16 protein-coding genes are annotated in these 17781 nt (G+C 71.7%); 11 read left to right on the forward strand and 5 right to left on the reverse strand.

Annotated features, from left to right (window positions below; all coding sequences use genetic code 11):
* Positions 1-37 precede the first annotated feature (37 nt).
* The 7 genes from ACIRNI_RS03705 (at position 38) to ACIRNI_RS03735 (ending at position 8020) form a co-directional block, all read left to right on the forward strand.
* Complete coding sequence (locus tag ACIRNI_RS03705) at positions 38-745, forward strand: SCO family protein (RefSeq protein WP_355352373.1); 708 nt, start codon at positions 38-40, stop codon at positions 743-745.
* Positions 742-1236 carry a copper chaperone PCu(A)C gene (locus ACIRNI_RS03710; RefSeq protein ID WP_403547996.1) on the forward strand — a complete coding sequence of 165 codons (495 nt, stop codon included), beginning with the start codon at positions 742-744 and terminating at the stop codon, positions 1234-1236. The genes ACIRNI_RS03705 and ACIRNI_RS03710 overlap by 4 nt, the downstream gene beginning before the upstream one ends.
* Before the next feature lie 21 nt (positions 1237-1257).
* Positions 1258-3144: a copper resistance protein CopC gene (locus ACIRNI_RS03715; protein WP_403547998.1), complete on the forward strand. Its 1887-nt coding sequence runs from the start codon at positions 1258-1260 to the stop codon at positions 3142-3144.
* A 2-nt stretch (positions 3145-3146) separates the two neighbouring features.
* Positions 3147-4388: an iron uptake transporter deferrochelatase/peroxidase subunit gene (gene efeB, locus ACIRNI_RS03720; RefSeq protein WP_403548000.1), complete on the forward strand. Its 1242-nt coding sequence runs from the start codon at positions 3147-3149 to the stop codon at positions 4386-4388.
* Positions 4389-4443: 55 nt separating this feature from the next.
* A complete protein-coding gene (gene pheA, locus ACIRNI_RS03725) occupies positions 4444-5379 on the forward strand; it encodes a prephenate dehydratase (RefSeq protein ID WP_355352361.1) in 936 nt (311 codons plus the stop codon).
* Between the two features lie 539 nt (positions 5380-5918).
* Positions 5919-7196 carry a serine--tRNA ligase gene (gene serS, locus ACIRNI_RS03730; RefSeq protein ID WP_403548002.1) on the forward strand — a complete coding sequence of 426 codons (1278 nt, stop codon included), beginning with the start codon at positions 5919-5921 and terminating at the stop codon, positions 7194-7196.
* The gene (locus ACIRNI_RS03735) at positions 7193-8020 is read left to right on the forward strand and encodes an HAD family hydrolase (protein ID WP_403548004.1); all 828 of its coding nucleotides are present in this window, start codon (positions 7193-7195) and stop codon (positions 8018-8020) included. Before serS ends, ACIRNI_RS03735 begins: the two co-directional genes overlap by 4 nt.
* Positions 8021-8192: 172 nt before the next feature.
* Here ACIRNI_RS03735 and lpdA read toward each other — a convergent pair whose 3' ends face one another.
* The 5 genes from lpdA to ACIRNI_RS03760 form a co-directional block, all read right to left on the reverse strand.
* Positions 8193-9596, reverse strand: coding sequence for a dihydrolipoyl dehydrogenase (gene lpdA / locus ACIRNI_RS03740; RefSeq protein WP_403548006.1), 1404 nt, complete (start codon positions 9594-9596; stop codon positions 8193-8195).
* 91 nt (positions 9597-9687) lie between these two features.
* Complete coding sequence (locus ACIRNI_RS03745; RefSeq protein ID WP_403548008.1) at positions 9688-10407, reverse strand: ABC transporter permease subunit; 720 nt, start codon at positions 10405-10407, stop codon at positions 9688-9690.
* Positions 10408-10423: 16 nt separating this feature from the next.
* A complete protein-coding gene (locus tag ACIRNI_RS03750) occupies positions 10424-11335 on the reverse strand; it encodes an ABC transporter ATP-binding protein (protein ID WP_403548009.1) in 912 nt (303 codons plus the stop codon).
* Positions 11332-12240 (reverse strand): ABC transporter permease, encoded by a 909-nt coding sequence (locus ACIRNI_RS03755; protein ID WP_403548011.1) that lies wholly within the window; start codon positions 12238-12240, stop codon positions 11332-11334. Before ACIRNI_RS03755 ends, ACIRNI_RS03750 begins: the two co-directional genes overlap by 4 nt.
* Complete coding sequence (locus tag ACIRNI_RS03760; RefSeq protein ID WP_403548799.1) at positions 12237-13205, reverse strand: ABC transporter ATP-binding protein; 969 nt, start codon at positions 13203-13205, stop codon at positions 12237-12239. The genes ACIRNI_RS03755 and ACIRNI_RS03760 overlap by 4 nt, the downstream gene beginning before the upstream one ends.
* Positions 13206-13446: 241 nt before the next feature.
* Here ACIRNI_RS03760 and ACIRNI_RS03765 point away from each other — a divergent pair, with 241 nt between their 5' ends.
* From ACIRNI_RS03765 to ACIRNI_RS03780, 4 genes are all read left to right on the forward strand, one after another.
* On the forward strand, positions 13447-14289 hold the full coding sequence (locus ACIRNI_RS03765) for a M24 family metallopeptidase (RefSeq protein ID WP_403548013.1): 843 nt from the start codon (positions 13447-13449) through the stop codon (positions 14287-14289).
* Positions 14289-16061 carry an SDR family oxidoreductase gene (locus tag ACIRNI_RS03770; RefSeq protein WP_403548015.1) on the forward strand — a complete coding sequence of 591 codons (1773 nt, stop codon included), beginning with the start codon at positions 14289-14291 and terminating at the stop codon, positions 16059-16061. The genes ACIRNI_RS03765 and ACIRNI_RS03770 overlap by 1 nt, the downstream gene beginning before the upstream one ends.
* A 71-nt stretch (positions 16062-16132) precedes the next feature.
* Complete coding sequence (locus ACIRNI_RS03775) at positions 16133-17080, forward strand: MerR family transcriptional regulator (protein ID WP_403548017.1); 948 nt, start codon at positions 16133-16135, stop codon at positions 17078-17080.
* A 146-nt stretch (positions 17081-17226) separates the two neighbouring features.
* The gene (locus tag ACIRNI_RS03780) at positions 17227-17775 is read left to right on the forward strand and encodes an RNA 2'-phosphotransferase (RefSeq protein WP_403548800.1); all 549 of its coding nucleotides are present in this window, start codon (positions 17227-17229) and stop codon (positions 17773-17775) included.
* Positions 17776-17781 lie beyond the last annotated feature (6 nt).

Here is a 17781-nt window from a genome sequence, read left to right on the forward strand (position 1 = left end):
TGGCCCGCAACGCCCGCACCTCCCGAGAGAGAACCTGATGCACCTCCAGAAGTCCGACGTGCAGGCCCGTCCTCGCCGGCGCACCCCGCTCATCGCGGCGGTCGCCGGCGTGGCGGCGCTCGCCCTCGCCGGCGGCTGCGCCTCCGGCGGAGGCGACGAGTCCGACCCGTCCGCCAACGGGCCCGTCGTCGTCTCCGGCGGGCAGTCGCAGCAGAAGGCCGCGACCGTCCTCGACCGGCCGTTCACCAAGCCGAACCTCGTCCTCACGGACACCAAGGGGCAGCCGTACGACCTGCGCGAGCGCACCAAGGGCAAGCCGACGCTGATCTACTTCGGCTACACGCACTGCCCCGACGTGTGCCCGATGACGATGAGCAACATCGCCCTCGCCAAGAAGAAGCTCCCCAAGGCGGACCAGGACAAGCTCCAGGTCGTCTTCGTCACCACCGACCCCGAGCGGGACACCGTCGCCGAGCTCGCCAAGTGGCTGCCCGGCGCCGGTGACCCGTCCTTCACCGGGCTCACCGGCGACTTCCCGACCATCCAGGCGGGCGCGCGCCAGCTCGGCATCGGCATCGACCCGCCGAAGAAGGAGAAGGACGGCTCGGTCGTCTCCATGCACGGCGCGCAGGTCGTCGCCTTCTCCCCCACGACCGACCAGGGTTACGTCCTGTACGGCGAGAACACCACGTGGCAGGAGTACGCCAAGGACCTGCCGAAGATCATCAAGGGGGAGACCCCGTGAGCGCCGCAAGCGCCGGGACCGCTGCGGCCCCGCGAACACGGCCCCGTACCGCCGTGGCCGCCGTCATATCCCTGGCGGCGGCCCTCACCCTCGGCGGCTGCTCCACCCCATACGTCGAGGAGAAGCCGGAGCTGAAGGTCAGCGGTGCCTTCATGCCGCAGCCCGTCGGCGACATGGCCGCCGGCTTCCTCACCATCGGCAACAGCGGCACCGGGCCGGACAAGCTGACCTCCGTCACCAGCCCGCTCTCCGACGACGTCCAGATCCATGAGGTGAAGGACCAGAAGATGAAGCGGGTGGCGTCCTTCGAGATCCCCGCGAACGGCGAGCTCCGCCTCGAACGCGGCGGCAACCACCTCATGTTCATGGACATCAAGCGGGAGCCGAAGCAGGGCGACAAGGTCGCCGTCGAGCTGCACTTCGAGAGGTCCGGCCCGATCACGGTCGACCTGCCGGTGGAAGCGGCCAGCCACAATCCGGCGCACCACTAGGGATCCGGGGGACACACCACCATGACAGCCACCACCGCCCTGTCCCGGCCACGCGGGTTGTCCCGGCTGCTGCTCGTCGCGGCCGTGCTGCTCGGCGCGCTGTTCACCGGCGCGGCGCCCGCGTCCGCGCACGCGGCGCTGACCGGGAGCGACCCGAAGGACGGGGCGGTGGTCGCCACCGCGCCCAAGGGCGTCACGCTCACCTTCTCCGAGCAGGTCGCCATGGACGACGACTCGATCCGGGTGCTCGAACCGAGCGGCAAGCGCGCCGACACCAAGAAGCTGCGCGACCTGAGCACCGGAGCGGTCGTCAGGTACGGCGTCGACCTGCACGCCGGGCTGCCGAACGGCACGTACACCGTCGCCTGGCGCGCCGTCTCCGCCGACAGCCATCCGATCGCCGGCGCGTTCACCTTCTCCATCGGAGCGCCGTCGGAGACGAGCGTGGCGCTGCCGCGGCAGGAGGCGGGCGGTGGCGCCGTCGGCATCCTGTACGACATCGCACGCTATGCCTCGTACGCCGGTTTCATCCTGCTGGCGGGTGGCGCCGCCTTCATCCTGGCCTGCTGGCCGCGTGGCGCGTCCCTGCGGCCGCTGCAGCGGCTCGTCGTACGCGGCTGGGTGACGCTGACCGCCGCCACGCTCGCGCTGTTGCTGCTGCGCGCGCCGTACACGGCGTCGGGGACGCTCGGCGACGCCTTCGACCTGGCGGCGCTCGGCTCCGTCCTGGAGACCAAGACGGGCGCGGCGCTCGTCTCGCGGCTGCTGCTGCTCGGCGCGGCGGCGCTCTTCGTGGCCGTGCTCTTCGGCGCGTACACGCGGCGCGAGGACGACGGCGCCGAAGACGCCGACCGGCACAAGGACCTGACCTTCGGGCTCGCGATCGGCGGCACGGTGATCGCCGCCGGCATCGCGGGCACCTGGGCACTCTCCGAGCACGCCTCCGCCGGGCTCCAGCCGGGCATCGCGATGCCCGTCGACGTCCTGCACCTGCTGGCGATGGCCGCCTGGCTGGGCGGGCTCGCCGCACTGCTCGTCACGCTGTACCGCGACCCGTCGATCGAGCGGGAGGCGGTACGGCGGTTCTCGCGGATCGCGTTCGGGTCCGTGGTGGTCCTCGCCGCGACCGGGATCTACCAGTCCTGGCGGCAGGTCGGCTCCTGGTCGGCGCTGACCGGCACCTCGTACGGGCGGCTGCTGCTGGTCAAGGTCGCGCTGGTCGCCGTGCTCGTCGGGGTCGCGTGGACCTCGCGCCGCTGGACGGAGCGGCTGACGGAGGCGCCGGCCGCCCTGCCCGAAGAGGAAGAGGAGCAGCCGGTCACCGTCCCGGAGGACGACGAGCGGGCCGCCCAGCTCGCCCGCCAGCGGGCCGCCGTGGCGGCCGCCCGCGCCAAGCGGTCGCGCGACGCCGATCCCGGGCGCGCGGGGCTGCGCCGCTCCGTCCTCGCCGAGGCGGCCATCGCCGTCGTCCTGCTCGCCGTCACGACCGTACTGACGACGACCGAGCCGGGCCGTACGGAGGAGGCGGGCCGTACGCAGTCGGCGGCGTCCACCCCCGTACCGAACCGGCCCGTCGATCTGCGGCTGCCCTTCGACACGGGCGGCGCGAACGGAAAGGGCACCGTACGGCTCAGCCTCACGCCCGCCCGTTCCGGTGCGAACGCCCTGCACGTCTTCGTGGACGGCGCGAACGGCCGGCCCCTCGACGTGCCCGAGCTGAAGGTGTCCTTCACCCTGGACGCCCAGCAGATCGGCCCGCTGCCCGTCACGCCGGACCGGATCGCGGCGGGACACTGGAGCGCCGAGGGCGTACAGATCCCGATGCCCGGCGAGTGGCGGCTCCAGGTCACCGTCCGCACCTCGGACATCGACCAGACGACCATCGACAAGAACGTGAAGATCGGCTGACCGTGAACGACCACCTGGAACTTTCGAGGCGACGGCTGCTCGGCACCGTCGGGGCGGCCGGCGCGACCGGGCTCGTGCTCGGCGCGGCCGGTGGCGGCGCCGCCACGTACGCCGCCACATCGGGCGCCGAGCCGGGCACGCCGCTCGCGGCGGTGGGCCGGACGGCCGTGCCGTTCCGGGGCGCGCACCAGGCGGGCATCGTCCAGCCGCTGCAGGCGCGCGGCCACCTCGTCGCCTTCGACCTGGCGCCGGGCGCGGGGCGCAGGGAGGCGGCCGCGCTGATGCGCCGCTGGTCGGCGGCGGCCGAGCTGCTGATGGCGGGCGAGCCGGTGGGCGACGGGGACAGCGGCGTGGCCCTGGACGCGGGGCCCTGCTCCCTGACCGTCACCTTCGGCTTCGGCGCCTCCTTCTTCGACCGTACGGGGCTGGTGGCGCGACGCCCGGCGGAGCTGGACCCGCTGCCCGCCTTCTCCTCCGACCGGCTGGACCCGAAGCGGTCGAACGGCGACCTGTGGGTGCAGATAGGCGCCGACGACGCGCTCGTCGCCTTCCACGCGCTGCGCGTGATCCAGCGGGAGGCGGGCGCGGCCGCGAAGGTGCGCTGGCAGATGAACGGCTTCAACCGCTCACCCGGCGCCACCGCCCACCCGATGACCGCCCGCAACCTGATGGGCCAGGTCGACGGCACCGGGAACCCGAAGCCGTCCGACCCGGACTTCGACGAGCGGGTCTTCGTCCCGGAGGGCGGCCCCCAGCCGTGGATGGCGGGCGGTTCGTACGCCGTCGTCCGCCGCATCCGGATGCTGCTGGACGACTGGGAGAAGCTGCCCCTGGCCCGGCAGGAGCGGGTCATCGGGCGCCGCAAGGCCGACGGAGCCCCGCTGACGGGCGGGAGCGAGACCACCGAGCCCGACCTCGACAAGACCGGGCCGGACGGCAAGCTGGTCATCCCCGACAACGCCCACGCCCGCATCTCGGCGCCGGAGCAGAACGGCGGCGCGGCGATGCTGCGGCGCCCGTTCTCCTTCCACGACGGGATCGGCCCGGACGGGACGCCGGACGCCGGGCTGCTGTTCATCGCCTGGCAGGCCGATCCGCAGACCGGCTTCGTCCCGGTGCAGCGCAAGCTGGACCGCGGGGACGCGCTGTCGCCCTTCATCCGCCACGAGTCCAGCGGCCTGTACGCGGTCCCGGGCGGCCCGGCCGAGGGGGAGTACGTGGGGCAGGGGCTGCTGGAGGGCTAGTCCTCCGGCACCCGGCCCTCGCGGCGCACTGGGCCGAGCGGACTATGGTGACGGTATGTCGGCCACGCGCTATACGTATCTCGGTCCCGAGGGCACCTTCACCGAAGCGGCCCTGCGTACGCTCCCGGAAGCCGCCACCCGGGAGCTCGTGCCGATGGTCTCCGTACCGGCGGCCCTGGACGCCGTGCGCAACGGGGAGGCCGCCGCCGCGCTCGTCCCGATCGAGAACTCGGTGGAGGGCGGGGTGACCGCGACCCTCGACGAGCTCGCGGCGGGCGAGCCGCTGATGATCTACCGCGAGGTGCTGCTGCCGATCGCGTTCGCGCTGCTGGTGCGGCCCGGCACGAAGCTGTCCGACGTCAAGACGGTGACCGGGCACCCGGTGGCCCAGCCGCAGGTGCGCAACTGGCTGCGGGCCCATCTGCCGGAGGCGGTGTGGGAGTCGGCCGCCTCCAACGCGGACGGGGCGCGGCTGGTGCAGGAGGGCCGCTACGACGCCGCCTTCGCGGGTGCGTTCGCGGCGGCGACGTACGGGCTGGAAGCCCTGGTCACCGAGATCCACGACGCCGAGAACGCGGAGACGCGGTTCGTGCTCGTGGGCCGCCCGGGCCGGCCCGCCGCGCCGACGGGCGCCGACAAGACCTCGATCGTCATCTGGCTGGGCGACGACCACCCGGGCGCGCTGCTGGAGCTGCTCCAGGAGTTCGCGGTACGGGGCGTGAACCTGATGCTCATCCAGTCGCGCCCGACCGGCGCCGGCATCGGCAACTACTGCTTCGCCATCGACGCCGAGGGCCACATCGCGGACCGGCGGGTCGGCGAGGCCCTGATGGGCCTGAAGCGCATCTGCCCGAAGGTGCGCTTCCTGGGGTCGTACCCCCGTGCGGGCATGACCCCCGAGGAGGTGGCCGCCCTGCGTCCCGGGACGTCCGACCACGACTTCACGGCCGCCTCGGACTGGCTGGCCCGCTGCTTGGACGGCCGGGCCTGAGGCCTGATCCGCTACGCACGCCTCGCGCCACGCGACACCGGCGTAAAAGTTATCCACAGGGCCGCGTCTCGACCTGGGGACAAGTCGACACGGCCAAGCCGACACACACCGACAACGTCGACAAATCGCCCCAGTCGCCGTAGGTGCCCCCAGGTACCCCCACGGGGTGCCATGTCGCCCCTCGTCACCCCCATTCCCTTGATCGCCCCCTTAGGGGGTGGAATTCCCACCCGAATGAGTGCTGGAACGGGGTTTGACCAAGGAATCCTGTGGTCCGATTGCGGCATTCGCCGTGATCTTTTCCTGAGTCCACAGAACTTCCGCACAGTCTGTGGATAACTCAGCATGCGGACACCCCCCTGTGGACAACACCCGTCCCCGCACGGCCGCGTGACGCCTCCATCCTCCGGACCCGTTCCGGGAGTCGCCCCTTCCGGAGAAGGAAATCCACCTTTATCGCCCGACGCCCACCCCCCGCGTTTGTTCATTCCGGCGATATCGGGTGGGGTGGCACGAGCACGCGACGGTAGCCTGGGGGGGTGATTGACCTTCGCCTGCTCCGTGAGGACCCCGACCGTGTTCGCGCCTCCCAGCGCGCCCGTGGAGAGGACGTCGGCCTCGTCGACGCCCTGCTCTCCGCCGATGAGCGGCGCAGGTCGTCCGGCGTCCGCTTCGACGAACTCCGCTCCGAGCAGAGGGCGCTCGGCAAGCTGATCCCCAAGGCCTCCTCCGAGGAGCGCGCCGAGCTCCTGTCGAAGGCCGAGAAGCTCAAGACGGACGTCAAGGCCGCCGAGGCCGAGCAGAACGAGGCCGACGAGGAGACCCGCCGGCTCCTGCTCCGGCTCGGCAACCTCGTCCACCCCGACGTGCCCGTCGGCGGCGAGGAGGACTTCGTCGTCCTGGAGACGCACGGCACGATCCGCGACTTCGGCGCCGAGGGCTTCGCGCCCAAGGACCACCTGGAGCTCGGCGAGGCGCTCGGCGCCATCGACGTCGAGCGCGGCGCGAAGGTCTCCGGCTCGCGCTTCTACTACCTGACGGGCGTCGGCGCCCTGCTGGAGCTCGCCCTCGTCAACGCCGCGATCGCGCAGGCGACGGCGGCCGGCTTCACCCCGATGCTGACGCCGGCGCTGGTGCGCCCGCGCGCCATGGAGGGCACCGGCTTCCTCGGCCAGGCCGCCGAGAACGTGTACCACCTGGAGAAGGACGACTACTACCTCGTGGGTACGTCCGAGGTGCCCCTCGCCGCGTACCACATGGACGAGATCATCGACGCCGGCAAGCTGCCGCTGCGCTACGCCGGCTTCTCGCCGTGCTTCCGCCGCGAGGCCGGCACGTACGGCAAGGACACGCGCGGCATCTTCCGCGTGCACCAGTTCGACAAGGTCGAGATGTTCTCGTACGTCGCGCCCGAGGAGGCCGAGGCCGAGCACAAGCGGCTCCTGGAGTGGGAGAAGCAGTGGCTGACCTCGCTGGAGCTGCCGTTCCAGGTGATCGACGTCGCCACCGGTGACCTCGGCGCCTCCGCCTCGCGCAAGTACGACTGCGAGGCGTGGATCCCGACGCAGGGCAAGTACCGCGAGCTGACGTCCGCCTCCAACTGCGACGGCTTCCAGGCGCGCCGCCTGTCGGTGCGCATGCGCGACGGCAAGAAGGTCCAGCCGCTGGCGACCCTGAACGGCACGCTGTGCGCGGTCCCGCGCACGATCGTCGCCCTCCTGGAGAACCACCAGCTGGCGGACGGCTCCGTGCGGGTTCCGGAGGTCCTCCGCCCGTACCTCGGCGGCCGCGAGATCCTGGAGCCGGTCGCCAAGTGACCTCCCGTCCGTACGGCTTCCCGTACAAACTCGTCGCGACCGACCTCGACGGAACGCTGCTGCGCTCCGACGAGTCGATCTCGGCCCGTACGCGTGACGCGCTCGCCGCCGTGACGGCGGCGGGCGCCGCGCACATCGTCGTCACCGGGCGGGCCGTGCCGTGGACCCGCCACATACTGGACGACCTCGGCTACGACGGTCTCGCGGTGTGCGGCCAGGGCGCGCAGGTCTACCACGCCGGCGAGCACCGCCTGCTGACCTCCGTGACCCTCGACCGCCAGCTCGCGGGCCTCGCCCTCTCCAAGCTGGAGGCGGAGGTCGGCCCCCTGGCGCTCGCCGCGAGCCGCGACGGCCTCGACGGCGAGGTCCTCGTCGGCCCCGGCTACCGCGTCCAGGAGGGCCCGCTGCCCTACGTCGCCTACGACGACCTCACCGAGGTCTGGTCGGCCCCGCTGACCAAGGTCTACATCCAGCACCCGGAGCTCGACGACGACGCCCTCGCCCGCGCCGCCCGCGAGACGGTCGGCGGTCTGGTCGACGTCGTCATGGCGGGCCCCGGCGTGGTGGAGATCCTCCCCCTGGGCCTCAGCAAGGCGACCGGTCTCTCCCTGGCGGCCCGCCGCCTGGGCGTGAAGGCCGCGGACACGATCGCCTTCGGCGACATGCCGAACGACATCCCGATGTTCGCCTGGGCCGCGCACGGCGTCGCCATGGCCAACGCCCACGAGGACCTCAAGGCCGTGGCCGACGAGATCACCGCCTCGAACGAGGCGGACGGCATCGCGGTGACGCTGGAAGCGCTGCTGGCCGGCGCCGGCGCCTGAGGCGAACGGAGCCCCGGGAGGGGGCGGCCCGCGCGGCCCGCATCGCGGGACGCGCGCTCGAAGCGGCCGCCCCCGGTCTCGGTGGCCTGCCCCACCAATGTCCCCCGCACACGCGCCGCGGCGCCACCGGATTAACCACCGGTGACGCCGCGGGATCCCAGGCCGTACAGGCTCAGAAGTTGATCATGTGGCCCGCGAGGCCGTGCACGGCCTCCTTGACCGCCTCGCCCAGCGTCGGGTGCGCGTGGACGTTGCGCGCCACCTCGTGGACCGTCAGGTCCCACTGCTGCGCCAGCGTCAGCTCGGGCAGCAGCTCCGTGACGTCCGGCCCGATCAGGTGGGCGCCGATGATCTCGCCGTACTTCGCGTCGCTGATCAGCTTCACGAAACCGGTGGTGTCGCCCAGCCCGTGCGCCTTGCCGTTCGCCATGAAGGGGAACTTCGCGACCTTGACGTCGAAGCCCTTCTCCCGCGCCTGCTCCTCCGTCCAGCCGAAGCTGGCGATCTGCGGCTGGCAGTACGTGGCGCGCGGGATCATCGGGTAGTCGAGCTCCATCGTCTCCGCGCCCGCGATGGTCTCGGCCGCCACGACACCCATCGCCTCGGCGGTGTGCGCGAGCATCAGCTTCGCCGTCACGTCGCCGATCGCGTAGATGTGCGGCACCGACGTGCGCGAGCGCCCGTCGACGTCGATCGCGCCGCGCTCGGTGAGCCGCACGCCCGTGTTCTCCAGGCCGTACCCCTCGACGTTCGGCGCGAAGCCGATCGCCTGGAGCACCTTGTCCGCCTCCAGGACCTGCTGCTTGCCGTCCTTGCCGGTCACGGTGACCCGTACCTGCGGACCCGACTCGTCGATCGACTCGACCCGCGTGGAGGTCAGGACGTCGATCCCGAGCTTGCGGTACTGCTTCGCCAGCTCCGCCGAGACGTCCTTGTCCTCCAGCGGCGCGATCCGGTCCAGGAACTCGACGATGGTGACCTTCACGCCGTAGTTGTGGAGCACGTACGCGAACTCGATGCCGATCGCGCCCGCGCCCGCGATCACGATCGAGCGCGGCAGCTCCTCGCTGAGGATCTGCTCCTCGTACGTCACGACCCGCTCGCTGCGGCGCGTGCCCGGCAGCAGGCGCGGGGTGGCGCCGGTCGCGATGATGCAGTGGTCGAACGAGATGGTGGTCGTGGTGCCGTCGGTCAGCGCGACCTGCATCGTGTTCGCGTCCAGGAAGGTGCCCCGGCCGCCGAACTCGGTGATCTTGTTCTTCTTCATCAGGAAGTGGACGCCCTTGACCCGGCCGTCGGCGACCGTGCGGCTGCGCCGGAAGGCCTCGCCGTAGTCGAAGGACACTTCCCCGTCCACCTTGATGCCGTACGTCTTCGCCTCGTGCGTGAAGAGGTGCGCCAGCTCGGCGTTGCGCAGCAGCGCCTTGGTGGGGATGCAGCCGACGTTCAGGCAGACACCGCCCCAGTACTTCTCCTCGACCACCGCGACCCGCTTGCCCAGCTGGGCGGCGCGGATGGCGGCGACGTATCCGCCGGGGCCTGCTCCGAGTACGACGACGTCGAAGCGGTCTGACATGGCTTGCTCCCCAGGTTGTGAGTGCGTGCGAGTCGTTCGGCCCCACAGTAATCCCGGGGAGAAGCGGCCACCCGCCGTTGAGACGTACGCCCTACTCGTCGCCGGCCAGGGTGAGCGTCCGCAGCTTCTGCCCGGCGTACCACGTCGCCGCCACCGTCACCCCGGCCAGCAGCAACGCCGCCACCGGCAGGGCGACGTCCGAGGCGATGAGCCCCGCGCCGCTGACCTCCTCGGCCACGGCGAGCGCCCACTGCTGCACGCTCAGCGTGCGCGCCCCGGCGATCAGCGAGCCGAACAGCGCCTCCCACAGCAGCGCGTACACGAGCCCGATGACCACCGCGTGGCGGCTGACCGTGCCGAGGAGCAGGAAGAGCGCGCTGTACGCGATCGAGGCGACGAGCGCGGCGACGGTGTAGGCGACCGCCACCTGCCCGCCGTTGCCGTTGAGGATCAGCCCGGCGAGGAACGTCGGCACGGCCGAGAAGACCATGGTCACGGCGATGGCCACGATGAGCTTGGTGAAGATGATGGTGGGCCGCTTCACCGGCTTGGCGAGCAGGTAGACGATCGAGCCGTCGTCGATCTCCGGCCCGATCGCGCCGGTTCCGGCGATGACGCCGATCAGCGGCACCATGGTGGCGAGCGCGAACCCGCCCAGGACGTCGGCGGCGATCTGGTCGTCGGCGCCGTTGAAGGTGCGGACGGCGGCCGCGATGAGCAGCAGCAGCGCGGGCAGCACGAAGAGGATCGCGGCCCGGCGGCGGCCGAGCAGGGCCCGGTAGGTGAGCCGGGCGACAGTGGGGTCGTACATGGTCGTGAGGCTCCCTTCAGGCCGTGACGAGGTACGAGAAGACCGACTCGAGGGACTCGTCCGAGGGCGAGACCGTCAGCAGCCGGATGGAGTGCGCGCGGGCGACCTTCGGCAGCAGTTCCGTGAACCGGCCGAAGTCCACCGCCTGGACGTGCAGGGCGCCTTCCGCCGTGTCCACCTCGATGCCGGCGGTCGACGGGTCGGCGATCAGCGCGGCCGCGAGCGCCCGGTCGTCGCTGGAGCGGACCAGGTAGCGGTGCGGGCGGTCCGTCATCAGGCGGCGGATGCGGCGGAAGTCGCCGCTCGCGGCGTGCCGTCCGGCGACGATGACCTCGATGTGGGAGGCGAGCTGCTCGACCTCCTCCAGGATGTGCGACGAGAACAGGACCGTGCGTCCCTCGGCTCCCATCCGCCGCAGCAGCTCCATGAGTTGCATGCGCTGGCGCGGGTCCATGCCGTTGAACGGCTCGTCCAGCAGCAGCACGGACGGCTCGTGGACGAGGGCCGAGGCCATCTTCACGCGCTGCCGCATGCCCTTGCTGTACGTCGCGATCTTGCGGTCCTGCGCGTACTCCATCTCCACCGTGGCCAGGGCCTTCTGGGCCTCGGCCGCGCCCAGTCCGTGCAACTCGGCGTTGGCGACGACGAATTCGCGGCCGGTGAGGAAGTCGTACATCGCCTCCCGCTCCGGTACGACGCCGATCCGGCGGTAGACGGACTCGTTGCGCCAGATCTGCTCCCCGTCGAGGGTGACCGATCCGGTGGAGGGGGCGAGGAAGCCACCCATCATGTTGATCAGGGTGGACTTGCCGGCGCCGTTCGGGCCGAGCAGTCCGGTCACCCCCGGCCCGATGGTCATGCTGACGTCGTTGACGGCCACGACATTGCCGAACCAGCGGGAGGCGTGGTCGATGTGGAGCGTTGTCACAGCCCGGCCTTTCGGTAGCGGCGCATCAGGACGCCGTACGAACCGGCGATGAGCGCGAGGACGACCAGCAGGTACACCGCACCGGCACCGGCGCCCGGCCCCGCCTCGGCGGGGAAGGACGATGTGGCACCGAGGAAGGCGGTCTGTACGCCGTCGATGAGGGTGATGGGCGAGAACAGGCCCAGCCACGGGATGGCGTCCAAGGAGTCCGTGCCCCAGGCGATGGCCTGGAGCGTGGAGACGGCCCCGTACGAGATGGTCAGCGCGGCGATGACGGCGGCGACGCCGAAGCCGCGGCGCGGTGTCAGCGCGGCCAGGACGAGCCCGATGCCGCCGAAGAGCAGGGACAGCAGCGCCACGGAGACCAACCCCTGTGCGAAGCCCTTGGTCTGGTCGGCGAAGTCCATCTTCGCCAGCAGAGACCCGATGTAGAGGATGAGCAGCGGCGAGGCGGTGAGGATGAACAGCGCCGACGCCATCGCGCCGTACTTGGCGAGCACGTAGTCGACGCGCTCGATCGGGCGGGAGAAGTACAGCGGGACGGTCTTGAACCGCAGGTCCCGGGAGACGGACTGGGGCGCCTGGGCCGCCAGGTAGAGCCCGATGAGCGCCTGTGTGAAGATCGCGTACCGGGTGTACTCCATGGGGAGTTGCGTCATCTTGGTGGCGACGGCCACGGCGACGACGACCAGCGCCGGGATGCACATCACCGCGAAGAGGATCATCGGCAGGACCTTGGACTTGGCGCTGCGGCCGAGTCCGTACGCGCCGCGCAGCGACTGCGAGAAGAGCGAGCGGCGCGCGTACGCCCGGCCGAGGCGCGGCCCGTCGTAGCCGCGGTAGCCGATGTTGTGGATTTGGGTCGGGGTCTGGGACGGGTTCTGGTTGTGGGTCTCGGTGCTCATCGGGGCTGCGCCTCCAGGGACGGGGCCTTGGCGGTCTCCGGCCGGAACACCTCGGCGATGTGGTGGCGGCGCTGTTCCATCCGTACGAGGCCGAGGCCGAGCTCGGCGACGGTGTCGCGCACGGTGTCGTACGTCTCCTCGCCGGTCGCCTCCAGGAGCAGGATGTGCCCGGCGCCCGGCAGACCGTCCTCCACGCGCGCGTGGAGGCTGATTCCGGCGGCCGTGAGCGCCGCGCGCAGCGCCGCCGTGCCGTCGGGGTGCGTGTCGGAGTCGGTGACCTCGACCGCGAGGGTGGTGGTGACCTGGGTGAAGTCGCTGGTGGAGCTGGAGCGCAGCAGTCGGCCGCCGTCGATGACGACGACGTGGTCACACGTGCGTTCCAGCTCGCCGAGGAGGTGGGAGGTGACCAGGACCGAGATGCCGAAGTCGGTGTACACGCGGCGGATCAGGCCGAGCATCTCGTCGCGGCCGACCGGGTCCAGGCCGTTGGTCGGCTCGTCGAGCAGGACCAGTTTCGGGTCGTGGACGAGGGCCTGGGCGAGCTTCACGCGCTGCTTCATGCCGGTGGAGTAGCCGCCGATGGGGCGGTAGCGCTCCTCGTACAGGCCGACGTGGCGCAGGGTGTCGGCGGTGCGCTCGCGGGCGGCGGTGGGCGGCAGGCCGGACATGCGGGCCATGTGCACGACGAACTCGGTGGCCGAGACGTCGGGCGGCAGGCAGTCGTGCTCGGGCATGTAGCCGACCTGCTCGCGGATGGCGGCGCCGCTGGTGGCGACGTCGAGGCCGAGGACCTCGGCGCGGCCCTCGGTGGCGGGGGACAGGCCCAGCAAGATTTTGATCATGGTGGACTTGCCGGCTCCGTTGGCACCCACCAGTCCGGTCACACCGGGCCCGATGTCCAGGGAGAGCCGGTCGAGAGCGGTCACCCTGGGGAACCGCTTGCTGAGGCTTTCGGTCGCGATCACAGTCACGCTTCGACGGTAGTGGCGCACACCACAACGGGCGTCAGACCTGGCGGCTGGATCGGTGTCCGACTCAAGGCGTACGGGCCCGTAGGGGCCGGGCACCGGAGGCCGACCCGGAGTCCGGGTTTTCCACAGGCGGTGCACGACCCTTGACGCAGCCGCCGGGCATTGTCACATTCATCAGTGTCAAGTTACGGACGGGTAGCGCGCATCCAGCACCGCACACGGGACGGACGGTGGCATGACATCGGTAGGGGCAGTCGAACGCGGCGCGGAGTTGCGCGGCTTCAGGGAAGTGCAGCGCCTGGCGTACGAGTGCGCCGAGGCGGTCGCCGCGCGGCTCGAACCGGGCGTGACCGAGCGCGAGGCGGCGCGGATGCAGCGCGCGTGGTTGCGCGAGCGGGACGTGCGGGACTGGTTCCACCTCCCCTTCGCCTGGTTCGGCGACCGCACGGCGTTCGTGAACTTCCGCATACCGCTGCAGTTCTTCCCGACGAACCGGCGGCTGGAGCCGGGGATGCCGTTCATCCTCGACATGGCCCCGGTGTACAAGGGCTTCACCGCCGACATCGGCTACTCGGGCTGCCTCGGCCCCAACCCGGTCCACGACAAGCTCCTGGCGGACCTGCGCGAGCACCGGGAGCTGATCCTGCGCGAGGTGCGGGAGCGGCGCCCCCTGCGGGAGATCTACGAGGACGTCGACCGGCTCATGGTGCGGCAGGGGTACGCCAACCGGCACCGCGCCTATCCCTTCGGCGTGATCGCCCACAAGGTCGACCGGGTCGCGCAGCGCCGCTGGTCGCCGACGCTCTTCGGCTTCGGTACGCAGGCGCTGAAGGGGCTGGCGAGCGACGCCCTGCACGGCCACCGCGAGGGCTGGTCGCCGCTGTGGTCGCCGTACGCCTTCTCCGACCACCCGCCGCGGCCGGGGCTGTGGGCGGTCGAGCCGCACCTCGGCTTCCGGGGGACGGGCGCGAAGTTCGAGGAGCTCCTGGTGGTCACGGACTCGCGGGACCCGGAAGAGAGCGCGTTCTGGCTGGACGACGATCTGCCGCACGTGCGGCGCTGGGCGGAGGGTGTGTGATGACGTCGCTGGACGCGCGCGAGCGCCGGATTCGTACGGGCGGGATCGAGCTGTGCGTCGCCGAGCTGGGGGACGCGTCACGGCCCACGGTCGTGCTCGTCCACGGCTACCCGGACTCCAAGGAGGTGTGGTCCGAGGTCGCGTCCCGGCTCGCCGACGACTTCCACGTGGTGCTGTACGACGTACGCGGTCACGGCCGGTCGAGCGCGCCCAAGCCGCTGCGCGGCGGGTTCACGCTGGAGAAGCTGACGGACGACTTCCTGGCCGTCGTGGACGCGGTCAGCCCGGACCGGCCGGTGCACCTGGTCGGGCACGACTGGGGCTCGGTGCAGTCGTGGGAGTTCGTCACGGTGCAGCGCACCGAGGGCCGGATCGCCTCCTTCACCTCGATGTCCGGCCCGTCCCTGGACCACTTCGGGCACTGGATCAAGCAGCGCGTGACCCGGCCCACTCCGCGCGGGATCGGCCACCTCCTCGGCCAGGGCGCCAAGTCCTGGTACGTGTACCTGCTGCACACGCCGAAGCTTCCGGAGCTGGCCTGGCGCGGGCCGCTCGGCAAGCAGTGGCCGGCGCTCATGCGCCGCGTCGAGAAGCTGCCGGACACCGGCTATCCGACCGGGTCCCTGCCCTCGGACGCGGCGCACGGCGCCTGGCTGTACCGGGACAACGTCCGGGCCCGGCTGCGGCACCCCCGCTCCGACGCGTACGCCCACGCGCCCGTGCAGCTGATCGTGCCGACCGGTGACGTGTTCCTGTCGGAGCGGCTCTACGACGACCTCGGCGCGTGGGTCCCCCGGCTGGTGCGGCGCACCCTCCCCGCGAAGCACTGGGTGCCGCGGACCCGGCCCGACCAGCTGGCCGCCTGGATCACCGAGTTCGTGACGGCCCACGAGGAGCGGGACCAGGGCGCCGAGCTGCCCGGCCCGGTGGCCTCCGGGCGGCCGTACGCCGACCGGTTCGGGGGGCAGCTGGTGCTGGTCACCGGCGCGGCGGGCGGCATCGGGCGGGCCACCGCCTTCGCGTTCGCCGAGGCGGGCGCGCGGGTCGTGGCGGTCGACCGGGACGCGGAGGGCGCGGCGCGCACGGCCGAGCTGGCACGGCTGATCGGTGCGCCGCAGGCCTGGGCGGAGGTGGTGGACGTGAGCGACGAGCAGGCCATGGAGAAGCTCGCCGAGAAGGTCGCCGCCGAGTACGGCGTCGTGGACGTGCTCGTGAACAACGCCGGGATCGGCATGGCCGGTTCCTTCTTCGACACGACGAGCGAGGACTGGAAGAAGGTCCTCGACGTCAATCTGTGGGGTGTCGTCCACGGCTGCCGGCTGTTCGGCGGGCAGATGGCCGAGCGGGGCCAGGGCGGCCACATCGTCAACATCGCGTCGGCGGCCGCCTTCCAGCCCTCCCGGGAGCTGCCCGCGTACAGCGCCTCCAAGGCCGCGGTGCTGATGCTCAGCGAGTGCCTGCGCGCCGAGCTGGCCGGGCAGGGCATCGGGGTCACGGCGATCTGCCCGGGCATCGTGAACACCAACATCACCTCCACCGCGCGCTTCGCCGGGGTGTCGGGGGACGAGGAGAAGCGCCGGCAGAAGAGGACGGCCAGGCTCTACGGGCTGCGCAACTACCCGCCGGAGAAGGTCGCCGACGCGATCCTGCGCGCCGTCGCCGGGAACCAGGCGGTGGTGCCGGTCACCCCGGAGGCCCGGGGCGCCCACCTGCTGTCCCGCCTCGCGCCCCGCGCGCTGCGGGCGCTGGCCAGGGTGAAGCCCCCGGTGTAGGCCGGGTGGGGACGTACGATCCCTCGCACGGACGCCCGGGCGTCGGGACAGCAGGCAGGCAGGGAGCGGGTGTGGACGAGCGGACCGAGAACCGGGCCGAGTACCGGATCGAGGATCTGGCGCATCGCAGCGGTGCGACGGTCCGCACCATCCGCGCCTACCAGGACCGGGGGCTGCTGCCGAAGCCGGAACGGCGCGGGCGGTCCAACGTCTACGGCGAAGCCCACCTGGCCCGGCTCCGCCAGATAGCCGACCTGCTGGAGCGCGGCTACACCCTCGCCTCCATCAAGGAGCTGCTGGAGGCGTGGGACGCGGGCCGGGGCCTCGGCGGGGTGCTGGGGCTGGTCGCGGAGGTGAACGGCCCGTGGACCGACGAGAAGGCCGACCGCATCACGCGCGCCGAGCTGGACGCCGCCTTCGGCGGCACGCCGGACGAGCGGGCCGTGGAGGAGGCGATCGAGCTCGGCGTGCTCGAACGCGTCCCGGGGCGCGACGACGAGTTCCTCGTCCCGAGCCCCCAGGAGCTCGCCGTGGCGGCCGAGTTGTACGCCGCCGGGGTCCCGCTCCTGGCAATCGCCGGTCACCTGCGGGAACTTCGCGGACAGGTGGAGCACATAGCGCACCGATTCCTGGAGTTCACGACGGAGCACGTCTTCGCGCGGTATCTGGAGCACCGGCCGCCGACGGACGCGGACGCGGCGGAGGCGGCGGCGCTGGTGCGGCGGCTGCGCCCGCTCGCTCAGCAGACGGTCGACGCCGAACTGGCCCGCGCCATGCGGACGTTCGCCACCCGGCACCTCCAGCAGCATCTCGCGCCTGAGGCCTCGCTCCCGCAGGACGTCGAGTCGAGGGCGGTACCTCTTCCCGCCGACACGATTCGCGCCGTACACCGGCTCGTCGGCCCCGAGAACGCTTCGGCCTTCATCGCGGCTGCGGCCGAACGAGAGGTGCGGGCACGGACGTTGGACGCCCTCGCCTCACACCACCGCAAGAGCCGTGAAGTTGATCAAATGCCCTGACAGGCGTGGGCGGTTGTCCACAGATTCGTCAAATCCTCTGTGGATAACCGGGGTTGGCTGTGGACCAAACCTACCGACCGTAATTTCTATGGCAAGACATGCGTGATCCCTGACACGCTGCGCACATGAACGCGATGAGCGGCGACATGGACGACAGGCGCACCGTGAAGGTGTCGAAGTACCTGTCGAAGCACCTGCGCCACCAACCCGAGAGGATCGGCCTCTCCCTCGACCCGCACGGCTGGGTCGCGATCGACGACCTGTTGCGGGCGGCCGCCGAACACGGCGTACGGATCAGCCGGGCCGAGCTGGAGCACGTCGTCGCCGTCAACGACAAGCAGCGCTTCACTATCGACGTCGAGCACGACCGGATCCGCGCCAACCAGGGCCACACGGTCGACGTGGACCTCGACCTGCCGCCGGCGACTCCGCCCGCGTACCTCTACCACGGCACGGTCGCCCGCGCGCTGCCCGCGATCCGCGCCGAGGGCCTGCGCCCCATGGCCCGGCACCACGTCCACCTGTCGCCGGACCGGGAGACCGCCACGCGCGTGGGGGCCCGGCGCGGCCGGCCCGTCGTCCTCGCCGTGGACGCCGGGGCCATGGCGCGCGACGGCCATGTCTTCCACGTGACGGCCAACGGCGTCTGGCTCACCGACGCCGTGCCCCCGGCGTACCTGCGCTTCCCCGGCTGATCGGCC

The organism is Streptomyces sp. NPDC093546 (assembly GCF_044765045.1).
Lineage (GTDB): Bacteria > Actinomycetota > Actinomycetes > Streptomycetales > Streptomycetaceae > Streptomyces.

Coding starts and splice junctions, on each gene's coding strand:
- ACIRNI_RS03705 (WP_355352373.1), top strand. CDS start 38: ATGCACCTCCAGAAGTCCGACGTGCAGGCCCGTCCTCGCCGGCGCACC.
- ACIRNI_RS03715 (WP_403547998.1), top strand. CDS start 1,258: ATGACAGCCACCACCGCCCTGTCCCGGCCACGCGGGTTGTCCCGGCTG.
- pheA (WP_355352361.1), top strand. CDS start 4,444: ATGTCGGCCACGCGCTATACGTATCTCGGTCCCGAGGGCACCTTCACC.
- lpdA (WP_403548006.1), bottom strand. CDS start 9,596: ATGTCAGACCGCTTCGACGTCGTCGTACTCGGAGCAGGCCCCGGCGGA.
- ACIRNI_RS03745 (WP_403548008.1), bottom strand. CDS start 10,407: ATGTACGACCCCACTGTCGCCCGGCTCACCTACCGGGCCCTGCTCGGC.
- ACIRNI_RS03755 (WP_403548011.1), bottom strand. CDS start 12,240: ATGAGCACCGAGACCCACAACCAGAACCCGTCCCAGACCCCGACCCAA.
- ACIRNI_RS03765 (WP_403548013.1), top strand. CDS start 13,447: ATGACATCGGTAGGGGCAGTCGAACGCGGCGCGGAGTTGCGCGGCTTC.
- ACIRNI_RS03770 (WP_403548015.1), top strand. CDS start 14,289: ATGACGTCGCTGGACGCGCGCGAGCGCCGGATTCGTACGGGCGGGATC.
- ACIRNI_RS03780 (WP_403548800.1), top strand. CDS start 17,227: ATGGACGACAGGCGCACCGTGAAGGTGTCGAAGTACCTGTCGAAGCAC.